At 64.6% G+C, this 15357-nt stretch carries 11 protein-coding genes; 10 read left to right on the forward strand and 1 reads right to left on the reverse strand.

Translation table 11 applies throughout. The features are described from left to right. Window positions 1–150: 150 nt before the first annotated feature. Together ACTJKQ_RS11670 and mdoH are read left to right on the forward strand one after the other, a co-directional pair. Window positions 151–1722, forward strand: a complete 1572-nt coding sequence (locus ACTJKQ_RS11670; RefSeq protein ID WP_440596910.1) for a glucan biosynthesis protein G — start codon at window positions 151–153, stop codon at window positions 1720–1722. Then, window positions 1695–3782: a glucans biosynthesis glucosyltransferase MdoH gene (gene mdoH, locus ACTJKQ_RS11675; RefSeq protein ID WP_440596911.1), complete on the forward strand. Its 2088-nt coding sequence runs from the start codon at window positions 1695–1697 to the stop codon at window positions 3780–3782. The genes ACTJKQ_RS11670 and mdoH overlap by 28 nt, the downstream gene beginning before the upstream one ends. A 134-nt stretch (window positions 3783–3916) precedes the next feature. On the opposite strand, the gene ffh is transcribed toward mdoH, so the two are convergent. Next, window positions 3917–5296, reverse strand: coding sequence for a signal recognition particle protein (ffh, locus tag ACTJKQ_RS11680; protein ID WP_108500153.1), 1380 nt, complete (start codon window positions 5294–5296; stop codon window positions 3917–3919). A 98-nt stretch (window positions 5297–5394) separates the two neighbouring features. Between ffh and ACTJKQ_RS11685 the strand changes: the two genes are divergently transcribed. The 8 genes from ACTJKQ_RS11685 to ACTJKQ_RS11720 form a co-directional block, all read left to right on the forward strand. Then, window positions 5395–6192: a cytochrome C assembly family protein gene (locus ACTJKQ_RS11685; protein ID WP_015015617.1), complete on the forward strand. Its 798-nt coding sequence runs from the start codon at window positions 5395–5397 to the stop codon at window positions 6190–6192. Further along, complete coding sequence (locus ACTJKQ_RS11690) at window positions 6189–6416, forward strand: PP0621 family protein (protein ID WP_056066315.1); 228 nt, start codon at window positions 6189–6191, stop codon at window positions 6414–6416. The genes ACTJKQ_RS11685 and ACTJKQ_RS11690 overlap by 4 nt, the downstream gene beginning before the upstream one ends. A gap of 22 nt (window positions 6417–6438) precedes the next feature. After that, window positions 6439–8142: a two-component system sensor histidine kinase NtrB gene (locus tag ACTJKQ_RS11695; RefSeq protein ID WP_056066318.1), complete on the forward strand. Its 1704-nt coding sequence runs from the start codon at window positions 6439–6441 to the stop codon at window positions 8140–8142. A gap of 11 nt (window positions 8143–8153) precedes the next feature. Then, window positions 8154–9719, forward strand: coding sequence for a sigma-54-dependent transcriptional regulator (locus ACTJKQ_RS11700; RefSeq protein ID WP_440596912.1), 1566 nt, complete (start codon window positions 8154–8156; stop codon window positions 9717–9719). Next, entirely contained in the window at window positions 9703–10332 is a 630-nt protein-coding gene (ampD, locus tag ACTJKQ_RS11705; RefSeq protein ID WP_440596913.1) for a 1,6-anhydro-N-acetylmuramyl-L-alanine amidase AmpD, read from the forward strand. Before ACTJKQ_RS11700 ends, ampD begins: the two co-directional genes overlap by 17 nt. A gap of 377 nt (window positions 10333–10709) precedes the next feature. After that, window positions 10710–13649 (forward strand): ribonucleoside-diphosphate reductase subunit alpha, encoded by a 2940-nt coding sequence (locus ACTJKQ_RS11710; RefSeq protein WP_108500150.1) that lies wholly within the window; start codon window positions 10710–10712, stop codon window positions 13647–13649. Window positions 13650–13784: 135 nt separating this feature from the next. Further along, a complete protein-coding gene (locus tag ACTJKQ_RS11715) occupies window positions 13785–14981 on the forward strand; it encodes a ribonucleotide-diphosphate reductase subunit beta (protein WP_056066330.1) in 1197 nt (398 codons plus the stop codon). 187 nt (window positions 14982–15168) lie between these two features. Further along, window positions 15169–15357 (forward strand): hypothetical protein (locus ACTJKQ_RS11720; protein WP_440596914.1); only part of this gene is annotated, 189 nt, incomplete at its 3' end.

The following is a 15357-nucleotide window of genomic DNA, read 5'->3' on the forward strand; positions in this document are numbered from 1 at the left end:
ACCCACCCCTTGTCGCCATCCGGCGACAAAAAGCGGGGGCCGAGTGGCGCTTACAGGCCCTTGCACAACTGCTTACACGCAGAGCCCTCTCCAAACCATTGATTTCAAAGCCTTTTTCGCAGCTGGCACAGGGTTTGCCCTATGCCTGGCATGCACGCAGTTTTTCCCTCCTTTTTTCGCCAGATCGGCAGGCGCGCAGGGCCCGCAATAGCCCTGGCCACCGCCCTGCTGGCCGGGGGCGCGCACGCACAGGGCTTTGACTTCGAGAGCGTGACCCGCCTCGCCCGCGACCGCGCCAGCCAACCCTACCGACCAGTGAGCAACAAGCTCCCGGCCGACCTCGCACAGCTCAACTACGACCAGGTGCGCGACATCCGATGGCGCCCCGATCGCGCCCTGTGGCGAGCCGACAAGCTGCCCTACGAGGCCATGTTCTTCCATCTGGGGCTGTACCAGAAAGAGCCGGTGCTGATCAACGAAGTGACGCCCCAGGGCGTGCGCCACATCCCCTACAGCCGCGCGGACTTTGACTACGGCAAGAACCAGCTGCGGCCCGAGGCCTGGGGCGACCTGGGCTTTGCAGGCTTTCGGCTGCACAACCACCTGAACTCCAGTGCCTACAAGGACGAGCTGGTGGTCTTTCAGGGCGCCAGCTACTTCCGCGCTCTGGGCAAGGGCCAGCAGTACGGCCTGTCGGCGCGCGGGCTGGCCATCGACACCGTGGGCGGCCGGGGCGAGGAGTTCCCCCGCTTCACCGAGTTCTGGCTGGTGCGGCCCGATCCGCTGTCCACCCAGGTCACGGTGTACGCACTGCTCGACTCGCCACGCGCCACGGGCGCATACCGCTTTGACATCCAGCCCGGCGCGCAGACCACCACCACCGTGCGCAGCCGCATTTTTGTGCGTGCCGCCTCAGGCAACCCATCCATCGCCACGCTGGGCGTTGCGCCGCTGACCAGCATGTTCTTCTTCGGCGAGAACCAGCCACGCAAGGAAGACTTCCGCCCCGAAGTGCATGACTCCGACGGACTCATGGTGGCTACGGGCGAAGGCGAATGGCTGTGGCGCCCGCTGCAGAACCCCCGGCAAACGCTGGTCACCTCGTTCGCCACCAGGAACCCCAAGGGCTTTGGACTGATGCAGCGCGACCGCCAGTGGACCAGCTACGAGGACGTGGAAGCCCGCTACGAGCGCCGCCCGAGCGCCTGGGTCCGCCCCCTGCACGACTGGGGCGCGGGCCGCGTGGAGCTGGTGCAGCTGAACACCCCCGACGAGACGCACGACAACATCGTGGCGTACTGGGTGCCCGCCCAGATGCCAGCCCCCGGCCAGCCGCTGGAATTTGCCTATGAGCTGAGCTGGCAGGGCGATGAGCAGCAGCGCCCACCCAGCGCCTGGGCCACGCAGTCGCGCCGCGGCATGGGCTACACCAAGTTGTCGGCCCAGGAACTGCGCCAGCAGGTGCAGTACGTGGTCGATTTCGAGGGCCCCGCTCTCAAGGCCCTGCCTGCCGAAGCCACTGTGAAGGCCGTAGTGACCAGCGATGCCAACGGCAAGGTGCTGGAAAACATTGCCTACCGCAACCCCGCCACCGGCGGGTGGCGCATGACCGTTCGCATCCAGCGCCTGCAGGCCGACCGGCCGGTCGAGCTGCGCGCTTTTCTCCAACACGACAACCACGCTGTGAGTGAAACATGGACGCACATCAGTCTTCCCGAGTAAGCCCTCATGACCCCCACGGCACCCACGCATCCACAGGCCCGGCCGTGGTCGCGCGACGCGGTGTGGCCTACCCCCGGCCAACCCCCAGCCGACGCAGCACGTTGCGCGAAGAGCGTCACCCCAATGCGGTGACGGCACCGCCTCTGCACCGCGGCTCCATGGTGCCCCTGCCCTGGCGCGGCTTCTGGAACAGCGTAGGCACCGCCGTGCTGCTGCGCCTGACGGGCCGTACGTCTCCGCAACCCGCATCGACTATGGTGGCACAAGCTCCCGCTGAATCCACCGCCGCTTGGCAAGGCGCAGCGCAGCGCCGCCGCTGGACGTTTGCGCTGCTCACCGTGCTGGCCACCGCACTGGCCAGCACCCTGTTTGCCAGCGTGCAGCCCGACTATGAAAACGCTTGGCTGGGCTACGGCCAGATTGCGTTGTTTGCGCTGCTGTCCGCCTGGGTGGTGACCGGCTTTTTGACCGGGCTCATGGGCTTTTGGGTGATGTTGCGCGGCGACCGGCATGCGTTGTCGGCACGCAGCGTGGCAGATCACGCGCTGGCTTCCGACGCCCGCACCGCCATCATCATGCCGATCTGCAACGAAGACGTGGCCACCGTGTTTGCCGGGCTGCGCGCCACCTGCGAGTCGGTGGCCGCCACCGGCCACGGCACCACGTTCGATGTGTTTGTGCTCTCCGACAGCAACGACCCCGCCATTGCCCGCGCCGAGCGCGCCGCCTGGGAAGAGCTGCGCAGCGCCCTGGCGCAGCACAGCCAGCAACCCCAGGTGCAGGTGTACTACCGCCTGCGCACACGCCGCACCCACCGCAAGGCAGGCAACGTGGCCGACTTCTGCCGCCGCTGGGGCAAGGACTACCGCTACATGGTGGTGCTGGACGCCGACAGCGTGATGAGCGGCGACTGCATCATCTCCATGGCCAAGCTGATGGAAGCCAACCCCACGGCCGGCATCATTCAGACCGCTACGCAGGCCATCGGCCATGTGACGCTGCACGCCCGCGCGCAGCAATTCGCCTCGCGCGTCACGGGTCGTCTGTTCACTTTAGGCATGCAGTACTGGCAGCTGGGCGAATCGCACTACTGGGGCCACAACGCCATCATCCGCGTGGCACCGTTCATGCAGCACTGCGCGCTGGCGCCCATCCCCGGCAAGGGGGGCCTGGCCGGCGGCATCATGTCGCACGACTTCGTAGAGGCCGCCCTCATGCGCCGCGCCGGCTACCACGTGTGGCTGGTGGGGGACCTGATCGGCAGCTATGAGCAACAGCCGCCCGACCTGCTGGCCGAACTGCAGCGCGACCGCCGCTGGTGCCAGGGCAACCTTCAGAACGCGCGCCTGATGGCCGAGCCAGGCATCCACGCGGTGCATCGGTCCATGTTCGTCACTGGTGCCATGGCCTATCTGTCGGCGCCGCTGTGGCTGGCCTTCATGACTCTCGGTACGGCGCTGTGGCTGTCGGGCGCCAAGCTGGTAGCGGACTGGCACATCCTGCCCGCCGAGCTGCTCGCCCTGTGGGTCTGGACCTTGTGCCTGCTGTTCTTGCCGCGCATCCTGGGCGTGGCCGCAGTGTTCATGCGCCGCGAGCAAAAGCAGTACGGCGGCGCTTTCAGCCTGCTCAAGAGCGCCGTGCTGGAGAGCGTCATGGCCATCCTGCAGGCGCCGGTGCGCATGCTGGCGCATTCGTTGTTTGTGTTGATCGCGTTGACTGGCCTGAAGTTGGAGTGGAAGTCGCCCCCGCGCGAAGCCCATGCCGTGTCCTGGCGCCACGCCGTGCGCCAGCTCGCTCCCATGAGCGCGGTGATCGCCCTGCTGGCTGCGGGCGTGGCGCTGATCGACAGCAGCGCGCTGTTGTGGCTGATGCCCGTGGGCCTGCCGCTGGCGCTGGCGATTCCGCTGGCGGTGTGGACAAGCCAGATCGCACTGGGCCGGGCGCTGCGTGCGCAGCGACTGCTGCTGATTCCCGAGGAGTCGTGGTCCCCTCCAGTACTGCGCCGTGCCTGGTTGCACGCCAGCCGGCTGGCACGGCCCGTGGCGTTGCAAGCAGCCTGAGGCACCGCGCAGAGCCACCATCCACCGACCCACAAAAAAAGCCGACGCATGTCGGCTTTTTTATTCACTCATATTTTCATAGCATTCCAGGCATATGTTTGTAGCGCCTGGTGCCAAAAAGGCTTGAAAACCCTTCAGAAAGGCATCTTGGGCATGCCTCCGCCGCCCATGCCCTTCATGCCGCCCATCTTCTTCATCATCTTCATCAGGCCGCCGCCCTTCATCTTTTTCATCATGCCCTGCATCTGCTCGAACTCCTTGAGCAAGCGGTTGACTTCCTGCACATGCACACCCGCCCCGTTGGCGATGCGCTTCTTGCGCGTGGCCTTGATGAGTTCGGGCTTGCGGCGCTCCAGGGGCGTCATGCTCTGGATGATGCCTTCCTTGCGCTTGATGTCTTTTTCGGCCTTGTCCATGTCCAGCGAACCCGCCTTGGCGGTGAGCTGGGAGGGCAGCTTGTCCATCAGGCTCGACAGCCCGCCCATCTGCTTCATCTGCTGGATCTGCGAGAGAAAGTCGTTCAGGTCGAAGCCGTCACCGCTCTTGACCTTGGCCGCCAGCTTTTGTGCGGCCTCCATGTCCACCCCGGCCGTGACCTGCTCCACCAGCGCCACGATGTCGCCCATGCCCAGAATGCGGCCTGCATGGCGCTCTGCGTCGAACACTTCCAGGCCGTCGATCTTCTCCGAGACACCCGCAAACTTGATGGGCGCCCCCGTGATCTGGCGCACCGACAGTGCAGCACCACCGCGCGAGTCGCCGTCGAGCTTGGTGAGCACGATGCCGGTGAGGGGCAACGCCTCCTTGAAGGCCTTGGCGGTGTTGATGGCGTCCTGGCCCTGCATGGCATCGACCACGAACAAAGTTTCGACCGGGTTCAGCGCGGCGTGCAGGTCCTTGATTTCCTTCATTAAGGCTTCGTCGATGGCCAGGCGACCGGCCGTATCGACCAGCAGCACGTCAAAGTAGTGCTTCTTGGCGTAGTCGAGTGCGGCGTGGGCAATGTCAAGCGGCTTCTGGTCGGGCGTGCTGGGAAACCATTCGGCACCGGCCTGCTTGGTCACGGTCTTGAGCTGCTCGATGGCGGCCGGGCGGTACACGTCGCCCGACACGGTCAGCACCTTTTTCTTGCGCTTTTCAATCAGGTGCTTGGCCAGCTTGGCCGTAGTGGTGGTCTTGCCCGCGCCCTGCAGGCCGGCCATCAGGATCACGGCAGGCGGCTGGGCGGCCAGGTTGATGTCGGCCACGCCCTCGCCCATGGTGGCGGCGAGTTCACGGTTGACGATGCTGACCAGCGTCTGCCCGGGCTTGAGCGAACCCAGCACCTCCTGGCCCAGGGCCTTTTCCTTGACGCGGGCGATGAAGTCGCGCACCACGGGCAGGGCCACGTCGGCTTCGAGCAGCGCCATGCGCACTTCGCGCAGCATGTCCGTGACATTGGACTCGGTAATGCGGGCCTGGCCACGCATCTCCTTGACGAGGCGCGTGAGTTTGTCGGTAAGGGCGGAGGCCATAGGGGTGTTTCCGGTATTGGCTGCGCGCCGTCAACAACGGCGTTGTGCGCGCGGCCCCGCCAGGGCGCTGGCGGTGGGCGAAAGGCTAAACTGTGCCCATGATTTTAACGAGTAGCTCCCCCGTCAGTTGGCTGCTGGCCCTGGCCGCTGCCGTGGCCTATGCCGTGCCGGCCGCTGCGGCCTCCCGCCTGGGGGCTGCAGCAGCGCGCAATGCACTGCTGGTCGCGTGGTTGCTGCACGGCGCCGTGCTGGTCTGGGGCCTGTGGGGCGATGCGCCCCGGTTCGGTTTTGCGCCTGCGCTGTCGATGACCGCGTGGCTGGTGCTCACGGTGTATGCCGTGGAGCGGCAGTTGTTTCCGCAAATGCAGTCGCGCTGGGTGCTGGCAGGCCTGGGCGCGGCAGCCATTGTGCTGGCCATGCTGTTCCCTGGGCAGCCCTTGCACGTGACCGCATCCGCCTGGCTGCCTTTGCACCTGGCGCTGGGCATTGCGTGTTATGGCCTGTTTGCGGCAGCGGTGGTGCACGCTTGGCTCATGACACGCGCCGAACGCCACATCCGGCAGGCTGAAGACCCGCACAGCGGCATCCCACTGCTGACACTGGAGCGACTGACCTTCCGGTTCGTGACGGCGGGGTTTGTGCTGCTCACCGCCACCTTGCTGGCCGGGTGGCTGTTTGGCGAGACGCTGTATGGCCGGGCCTGGCGCTGGGACCACAAGGCCGTGTTCTCGATGCTCTCGTGGCTGACCTTCGCCACGTTGCTGCTGGGCCGTGCCCGCTTTGGCTGGCGGGGCCGCAATGCGGTGCGTGTGTTGTATGCAGGCTCGGCCCTGCTGCTGCTGGCCTATGTGGGCTCGCGTTTTGTATTGGAAGTTGTTCTGGGCCGCAGCGCATGAAGTACCTGGTCTTGTTGGTCGTCATCGCGGTGGCGGTGGGTATCTGGCGCAGCCGCCGCGCCCCTGATGCGGCGGCGCCCAAAGCGCCCCCTACACCGCCAGCCCTACCGCAGGACATGCTGGCCTGCGCGCACTGCGGCGTGCACATCCCGCAGGCCGAGGCACTGATGCTGGGCAATCAGGCCTATTGCAGCGCCGAGCACCGGCGCATGGGCCCGGCCTGAGCGACGCCTTCCCGTTGTGACCATGCAAGCAGCGCCCGCAGGCCCACTGCCGCCTTCCGCAGAAGCCCCCTTCGCACGGCTGTGGCTCGGTTTTCTGACGGGCCGCGTGATGGTAGCCCTGGCACTGTTGGTGCTGCAGGGGGCCGGGCAGCTGATCAATCAAGCGGCGGCGCCTTCAGTGCTCGCGGTCTGCGTGGCCTACCTCGTAGCCACCGTGGTACTGCGGGTGTTGTCGCGCAAGGCCCCCCCGTCGCCCAGCGCCGGCCCGCAGTGGCTGCCTTCCATTGGTGTGGACCTGGCGGCAATCACTGCGCTGCAGTTGCTGCATGCGGGCACCATGAACTACACGCCCCTGTTCGGCCTGCCCATCCTGATCGCAGCGGTCATGGGCACGCTGACCCTGGCCCTGGGCACCACCGCCGCAGTCACGCTGCTGCTGCTGGGCTGGGCGTGGTGGGTGGGGCAGTACAGCACAGGAGACGAAGGCCAGCGCTACCTGCAAAGTGCACTGACCGGCACAGGCTACTTCATCGTGAGCTATCTGGTGCACCAGCTGGCCACCCGCCTGGCGCGCGAACAGGAAGTGGCACAACAAAGCCAGATCGCAGCGCGCGTGCAAACGCAGGTCAGTGCACTGGTCATCCAGAACCTGACCGACGGGGTGCTGGTGGTGGACGAGACCGACGTGGTGCGCATTGCCAACCCCGCAGGGCTGCAGCTTCTGGGCGGCATGGCACTGACCGAGCTACCGTTTGCCCTGACCTCCACCGCGCCGTGGCACCCCCTGGTGATCCTGGCGCGGCGCACCTTCCGGCACGAACAACCCCAGACGGCCGACGTCGATCTGCTGCACGAAGGCCAGAGCCCCACCGGTCTGCATGTGCGCACCTGGCTCACATCCACCCGCAACGCGGCCTTGCAAACGCGCTCCGAGCGGCTGTGCGTGATGTTCCTGCACGACCTGAGGGAAATGGAAGCGCGGCTGCGCACCGAAAAACTCGCGGCCATGGGCCGCATGTCCGCCGCGGTGGCCCATGAGATCCGCAACCCGCTGGCGGCCATCGTGCAGGCCAATGCCCTGCTGGAAGAAGACCTGCACGACCCCGCACAAAAACGGCTGGCGCACATGGTGCAGCAAAACGCCGACCGCCTGGCCCGCATCGCCGAAGAGGTGCTGGACATTGCCCGCGTACAGCACCAGATCAGCCATGCCCCAGCCTCGACCGTGGCGCTGGACGAGACGGTCGCCCAGATTTGGAACGACTGGCAGGCCCAGGACCCCGCCCGGCGGCGCGCCCTGGTGTCGCTGGACACGGGCGCCATCCAGGTGGAGTTTGACGCCGAGCACCTGCGTCGGGTGCTCGTCAACCTGCTGGACAACGCCCTGCGCTACATGGGCCCGGAGCCCGACTCGTTGTCAGTGACCACGCGCAACACGCCCGCTGGCCAGGTCAGCCTGCAGGTGTGGAGCGACGGTGCCCCGATGGACAAATCCGTGGAGCGGCATTTGTTCGAGCCCTTCTTCTCGTCGGAGAGCCGCTCCAGTGGCCTGGGCCTCTATATTTGCCGGGAGCTGTGCCAGCGCCATGGCGCCTCCATCAGCTACCAGCGCCTGAACCGCCACACCGCACGCGGTGACATCGGAGGCAACGCCTTTACTGTGGGCTTCCGCCGCACGACCCGCCCCGCCGACAATGCCACCTTGTTTGACACCATCGTGGTCTGACTGCCGCCTCCATGAACGCCCCTGCCGCCTCCATCCTTGTCGTTGACGACGAACCCGATCTGCGCACCCTGTACGAGCTCACCCTGCTGCGCGAGGGGTACCGGGTCGAGACCGCGTCGAGCGTCCAGGAGGCGCGTGATCAACTCAAGGCCCACCGCTTTGACGCCGTGATTACCGATATGCGGCTGCCCGACGGGTTTGGCATGGAGCTGCTGCAGGATCTGCGCGACCAGCAACGGCGCGAACGCTGCGTGGTCATGACCGCCTACGGCTCGGCAGAGAACGCGGTCGAGGCGCTGCGCGCAGGGGCCTTCGACTACCTCACCAAGCCCGTGGACCTCAAGCAGTTCCGCTCGGTGGTGGCCTCAGCCATCCAGGGCACGGGCGGGGTTCCACCGCCGCGTGCGGCACGCAACAACGGCTCCAGCCGGTCTACCAATGCAGCGGCGGCGACCGGCGAATTCGGCAACGCCAACGCCGCCCTGGACCGCCTCGTGGGCGAGTCCGACGCCATCCGCAACGTCAAGCAGCGCGTGGCCAAGGTATCGCGTGGCATGGCGCCGGTGCTGATCCATGGCGAGTCGGGCACGGGCAAGGAGCTGGTGGCCCAAGCCCTGCATGCCAGCAGCCAGCGTGCTGACGGGCCCCTGGTCGCCGTGAACTGCGGGGCCATCCCCGAGAACCTGCTGGAAGCTGAATTTTTTGGTGCCCGCAAGGGCTCCTACACCGGCGCGTCGCAAGACCGTGACGGCTACTTCCAGGCCGCACGCGGGGGCACATTGTTCCTCGACGAAATCGGCGACCTGCCGCTGGCCATGCAGTCCAAGCTGCTGCGCGCCATCCAGGAGCGCAGCGTGCGGCCACTCGGCTCCACCCAGGAAGAGACGGTGGATGTGCGCATTGTGAGCGCCACCCACCGCGATCTGGCGGCCGATGTGCAGGCCGGCCGGTTCCGCCAGGACCTGTACTACCGGCTCAATGTGATCGAGATCGTCATTCCGCCGCTGCGCGAGCGCCGCGAGGACCTGCCCGCACTGTGCGCAGCGCTGCTCACCCGCATTGCCCACGAGTCGGGCATGCCGGTGCCCCAACTCACCGACCGGGCACTGAACGCTATTGCCGCCCACCCACTGACCGGCAACGTCCGCGAGCTGGAAAATCTGCTGCACCGCGCAGTGGCATTGAGCGACGGGGACGAGTTGCAGGTGGATGCGCCAAGCGGCGCGTCAGATGTGCAGATGGCACGCCCGGCACCGCCCACGCTTGTGCCAGCGCCCGAGGGATCGGCGGTGTCCGCCGCCTTCTCTGCCGGGCCCCACGCTTCGACGTCTGCAGACACAGGCCAGGGCCCTCAGCCCCTGGCCAACGGCTGCACGGTGCCACTGCCCAGCGACCTGCAGGCCTGGTTGGACCAGCAGGAGCGGGAGATCCTGATCCGCGCGCTGAAAGAAGCCGGGTTCAACCGTACCGCCACCGCCGCACGCCTGGGCATCAGCCTGCGCCAGATTCGCTACCGCATCGCCCGTCTGAACATCGCCGTGCCCAATGACCAGGACCCGCATGACGAACTGGGCTGAAGGTGCACCAGCGGCAGACATGGCGCCCTGGGAGGGCGGCTGGTACAGGACCGCTCAGCGGCTCGCATCTCCGAACCACGGGCCGCGCCCGGTACAGACCTCGCAAATCGATCTGATCGTAGTGCATTCCATCAGCCTGCCGCCGGGCGAATACGGCGGCGGTGCCGTGCAACAGCTGTTCACCAACACCCTGGACTGGGATGCGCACCCCTACTACCAGGGCATCCGCGGATTGCAGGTGTCCGCGCATTTTTTCATCGAGCGCACCGGGGTGCTGTGGCAGTTTGTGGATTGTGACCTGCGCGCCTGGCATGCCGGGCAATCGTTCTACCGGGGGAGAAGCCAGTGCAACGACGATTCCATCGGCATTGAACTGGAAGGCCTGGAGGGCCTGCACTTCGAGTCGGCACAGTACGAAACCCTGGCCAGGGTCTGTCAGGACATTGCGCTGCGCTATCCCATCGAGCACATCGCAGGGCATGAACACATTGCCCCGGGACGTAAGTTGGACCCAGGCCCGGGCTTTGACTGGCCACGACTGCAAGGGGCGTTGGACTGGCCTGCGCAGCGATTCCCGCTGAACACGCGGGCGGACCCCTTGCAGCTTCGCTGACGCCGCACTTTCACTGTCGTACGGGCGCATCAAGGCATTTTTTTCTTTGTGCGCTTGCACATATTTTTGCAGCCAAGCGCTGCGCGGCCTGGCGCAGGAAATCCGCCGCCAAGGTACGCCACTGCACGGTTTTGCATCGCCCACATCGCATTCACAAGGGCTCGCCATAGGCACCGGTTGCGTACGCAACGGGGTTGAGAACATGCTGTTTCGGTTTTGGGGACTCATTCCGGCGGTACACTACCGGTAGTGTCTTGAACCGCCTCGACACACCATATATAGTGTGCACCAGACTGAAGTCCGGTGCAGCACCCACACACTGCGGCGGCACTCCAGGCCGCACGCCCACCCCAGACAGCCCACAGAAGAGGACCCCCATGCAAGCTGCTTTGAACACGCCTTCCCCATCGCCCACCGCCTCTGCGGATGCCGCCACGCACGCTGCGGCGGCCGCAGCTTCCGGGCACCCGCTCACGCATTACCAGATCATTCGCCGCAACGGCGCGGTAGTGCCGTTCGAGCCCCAAAAAATTGCGGTGGCGATGATGAAGGCGTTTCTGGCAGTGCACGGCACGCAGGGCGCTGCCTCTGCCAGCGTGCGTGAGGTAGTGGATACGCTCACCCAGAACGTGGTCCGCGCCCTCATGCGCTCGCGTCCTGGCGGCGGCACCTTCCACATTGAAGATGTGCAGGACCAGGTCGAACTGGGCCTGATGCGCGGCGAGCACCATGAAGTCGCCCGTGCCTACGTGCTGTACCGCGAGCGCCGCACGCAGGAGCGCGCTCACCACCTGGAACAGCTAGCACCCGCCACCCCGGTGCTGCACGTGATCGACAACGGCCAACGCGTGCAGCTGGACATCCTGCGCCTGCACGCCTTGATCGAGTCGGCCTGCGCCAACCTGGGCGCCGACATCCAGGCAGCCCCCATCGTCGCAGAGACCATGCGCAACCTGTATGACGGCGTTCCCATGGACGAGGTCTACAAGGCGTCCATTCTGGCGGCCCGCACCCTGATCGAAAAAGATCCTGACTACACCTACGCCACGGCCCGCCTGCTGCTGCACACCATCGTGCGCGAGGTGCTGGGGCGTGACGTAGCCCAGAGCAACATGGGCCAGGCCTACAAGGACTATTTCCCCACCTTCATTCAGAAGGGGGTGGACAACGAGCTGCTGGACGAGCGCCTGCTCAAGCAATACGACCTGAACCGCCTGGGCGCCGCGCTCAAGGCCGAGCGCGACCTGCAGTTCGACTACCTGGGCCTGCAGACGCTGTACGACCGCTACTTCCTGCACGTCAAGAAGACCCGCATCGAGCTGCCCCAAGCCTTCTTCATGCGCGTGGCCATGGGCCTGGCGCTCAACGAAACCGACCGCGAAGCACGGGCCATCGAGTTCTATGAAGTGCTCTCGTCGTTCGATTTCATGTCGTCCACCCCCACGCTGTTCAACAGCGGCACGCTGCGCTCGCAGCTGTCGAGCTGCTACCTGACCACGGTGCCCGACGACCTCGATGGCATTTACGAGTCGATCAAGGAAAACGCCTTGTTGTCCAAGTTTGCCGGAGGCCTGGGCAACGACTGGACCCGCGTGCGCGCCCTGGGCTCGCACATCAAGGGCACCAACGGCGAATCGCAGGGCGTGGTGCCCTTCCTCAAGGTGGTCAACGACACGGCAGTGGCCGTGAACCAGGGCGGCAAGCGCAAGGGCGCCGTCTGCACCTACCTGGAAACCTGGCACCTGGACATCGAAGAGTTCCTGGAACTGCGCAAGAACACCGGCGACGACCGCCGCCGCACGCACGACATGAACACGGCCAACTGGATCCCTGACCTGTTCATGCGCCGCGTGATGGAAAAGGGCACCTGGACGCTGTTCTCCCCTTCTAACGTGCCCGACCTGCACGATCTGTTTGGCGCCGACTTTGAAAAGGCCTATGTGGCCTACGAAGAAAAGGCTGCACGCGGCGAGATCAAGCCCGCCAAGACCATCCAGGCCACGGACCTCTGGCGCAAGATTCTCACCATGCTGTTCGAGACCGGCCATCCCTGGATCACGTTCAAGGATGCCTGCAATGTGCGCTCGCCCCAACAGCACGCCGGTGTGGTGCATTCCTCTAACCTGTGCACCGAGATCACGCTCAACACCAGCGACACCGAAACTGCCGTGTGCAACCTCGGCTCGGTGAACCTGCTGCAGCACATCAAGAACGGCCAGATCGACCACGACAAGCTCAAGAAGACCATCACCGTGGCCATGCGCATGCTGGACAACGTGATCGACATCAACTACTACGCAGTCAACAAGGCCCGCGACTCCAACCTGCGCCACCGCCCCGTGGGTCTGGGCGTGATGGCCTTCCAGGACAGCCTGTATGCGCTGCGCATTCCTTACGCTTCGCAAGAGGCGGTGGAATTTGCCGACAAGTCGATGGAAGCCATCTGCTACTACGCCTATTGGGCGTCCACCGAGCTAGCCAAAGAGCGCGGCAAATACTCCAGCTACAAAGGCTCGCTGTGGGACCGCGGCATCCTGCCTTTCGACACGCTGGACATGCTCTCGCAGGCCCGTGGCGGGTATGTGGAAGTGGACCGCTCGTCCACGCTGGACTGGGATGCCCTGCGCAAGAAGATTGCACTGGACGGCATGCGCAACTCCAACTGCGTCGCCATTGCCCCCACGGCCACCATCTCGAACATCATTGGCGTCGATGCCTCGATCGAGCCTTCTTTCGGCAACCTGTCGGTCAAGTCCAACCTGTCGGGCGAGTTCACGGTGATCAACGGCGGCCTGGTGCGTGACCTCAAGCGCCTGGGCCTGTGGGATGACGTGATGATCATGGACCTCAAGCACTTCAAAGGTTCGCTGCACCCCATCGACCGCGTGCCCCAGGACATCAAGGCGCTCTACTCCACAGCCTTCGAAGTCGAACCCCAGTGGCTGGTGGAAGCCGCATCACGCCGCCAGAAGTGGATCGATCAGGCTCAGAGCCTCAACATCTACATGGCCGGCGCGTCGGGCAAGAAGCTCGACGACACCTACAAACTGGCGTGGGTGCGCGGCCTCAAGACCACCTACTACCTGCGCACCCAAAGCGCGACGCACGTCGAAATGAGCACCGTGAACACACGCCAGCTCAATGCAGTGTCATCGGGCAATGACAGCGGCGCATCGGCAGCTTCAGCCACCGCAGCGGCCAAGCAAAACCCGCTAGAAGCCGCTGCCGCAACGGCCTCTCAGCAGGCTGCAGCTGTGCCAGCCACGGACGTCAAGTTCTGCGCCATCGACGATCCTGGCTGCGAGGCCTGCCAGTAGGCACTTTGCCAGCAACGCCTCGGGCTCGCCCGAGGCGTTGCTCCGGTGCTGTGAAGCAACAAAACCTTGCTGCACAACGCTTCAGTGCTTTCCTTTTCGCAGCACTGCTTTCATAATCCGAACACTGGAAAATCTATGTTGACCTGGGACGAAGAAGTCAAGCCCTCATCGCAAAATCAACTGGACGGCGGTCTGCCCAACAACCGCCAGGTGGGACAACCGCCTCTCGCTTTCCAGACGCCTTCGCTGCAGCCTTTGAGCACCTCGGCCCCAGCAGCAAGCGCCACCACCACACCCGTCGCCGCAGCAGCACACCGCCGTGTGAACGCTGCCGACAAGCGCATCATCAACGGCCAGACCGACGTCAACCAGCTGGTGCCTTTCAAGTACAAGTGGGCGTGGGAGAAATATCTTGCCACCTGCGCCAATCACTGGATGCCCCAAGAGGTGAACATGACGCGTGACATCGCGTTGTGGAAGGACCCCAACGGCCTGACCGAAGACGAGCGCCGCATCATCAAGCGCAACCTGGGCTTCTTCGTTACCGCCGATTCGCTGGCCGCCAACAACATCGTGCTGGGCACGTACCGCCACATCACGGCCCCTGAGTGCCGCCAGTTCCTGCTGCGCCAGGCGTTCGAAGAAGCGATTCACACCCACGCGTATCAGTACATCGTCGAATCGCTGGGTCTGGATGAAAGCGAAATCTTCAACGCCTACAACGAAGTCCAGTCGATCCGCGACAAGGACGAATTCCTGATCCCCTTCATCGAAGCGATCATGGATCCGTCTTTTAAAACCGGCACTCCCGAGACCGACCAGACCCTGCTCAAGTCGCTGATCGTTTTCGCGTGCCTGATGGAAGGCCTGTTCTTTTACGTGGGTTTCACGCAGATCCTGGCATTGGGTCGCCAGAACAAGATGACCGGCGCTGCTGAGCAGTACCAATACATCCTGCGCGATGAGTCGATGCACTGCAATTTCGGCATCGACTTGATCAATCAGCTCAAGCTCGAAAACCCCCACCTGTGGACCGCAGAGTTCAAGGCCGAGATCAAGGCACTGTTCCTCAAGGCCGTCGAGTTGGAGTACCGCTACGCCGAAGACACCATGCCCCGTGGCGTGCTGGGCATGAATGCTTCCATGTTCAAGGGCTACCTGCGCTACATCGCCAACCGCCGTGCCACGCAGATCGGGTTGGAGACGCTGTTCCCCAATGAAGAGAACCCGTTCCCGTGGATGAGCGAGATGATCGATCTCAAGAAGGAGCGCAACTTCTTCGAGACCCGGGTTATTGAATACCAGTCCGGTGGTGCGCTGTCCTGGGACTAGCGCCTTTTTTGCAGGCCACACCACCATGGATTTTTACACCACGCCCAGCAACGACAGCGCCGCAGAGCGCTGCCCTGCGGGGCGTTCCCGTGTTCATGGAGATGGAGTTTTCATCCATCTCCATGGATCGCTCTCTGTCCACTGCAGACAGGAAGTGCTCTTTGCAAATTGACCCAAGGAGAACATGATGGCAACTGCGAAAAAACCGGCCGCTAAGAAGGCTGCTCCCGCGAAAAAGGCTGCAACGGCCAAACCCGTAGCCGCCAAGAAGGCTGCACCTGCCAAGAAGGCAGCAGCACCGGCAAAGAAAGCCGCTCCTGCCAAGAAGGCTGTAGCTGCGAAGAAGGCTGCACCCGCCAAGAAGGCAGCAGCACCG

The sequence above is a fragment of the Acidovorax sp. 22279 genome (genome assembly GCF_052045435.1).
GTDB classification, from domain to species: domain Bacteria; phylum Pseudomonadota; class Gammaproteobacteria; order Burkholderiales; family Burkholderiaceae_C; genus Acidovorax; species Acidovorax delafieldii.

Excerpts from the sequence above, each read along its gene's own strand:
- ACTJKQ_RS11695 (WP_056066318.1), top strand. The coding sequence starts at position 6,439 with ATGCAAGCAGCGCCCGCAGGCCCACTGCCGCCTTCCGCAGAAGCCCCC.
- ACTJKQ_RS11690 (WP_056066315.1), top strand. The coding sequence starts at position 6,189 with ATGAAGTACCTGGTCTTGTTGGTCGTCATCGCGGTGGCGGTGGGTATC.
- ffh (WP_108500153.1), bottom strand. The coding sequence starts at position 5,296 with ATGGCCTCCGCCCTTACCGACAAACTCACGCGCCTCGTCAAGGAGATG.
- ACTJKQ_RS11700 (WP_440596912.1), top strand. The coding sequence starts at position 8,154 with ATGAACGCCCCTGCCGCCTCCATCCTTGTCGTTGACGACGAACCCGAT.
- ampD (WP_440596913.1), top strand. The coding sequence starts at position 9,703 with ATGACGAACTGGGCTGAAGGTGCACCAGCGGCAGACATGGCGCCCTGG.
- ACTJKQ_RS11715 (WP_056066330.1), top strand. The coding sequence starts at position 13,785 with ATGTTGACCTGGGACGAAGAAGTCAAGCCCTCATCGCAAAATCAACTG.
- mdoH (WP_440596911.1), top strand. The coding sequence starts at position 1,695 with ATGGACGCACATCAGTCTTCCCGAGTAAGCCCTCATGACCCCCACGGC.
- ACTJKQ_RS11685 (WP_015015617.1), top strand. The coding sequence starts at position 5,395 with ATGATTTTAACGAGTAGCTCCCCCGTCAGTTGGCTGCTGGCCCTGGCC.
- ACTJKQ_RS11670 (WP_440596910.1), top strand. The coding sequence starts at position 151 with ATGCACGCAGTTTTTCCCTCCTTTTTTCGCCAGATCGGCAGGCGCGCA.
- ACTJKQ_RS11710 (WP_108500150.1), top strand. The coding sequence starts at position 10,710 with ATGCAAGCTGCTTTGAACACGCCTTCCCCATCGCCCACCGCCTCTGCG.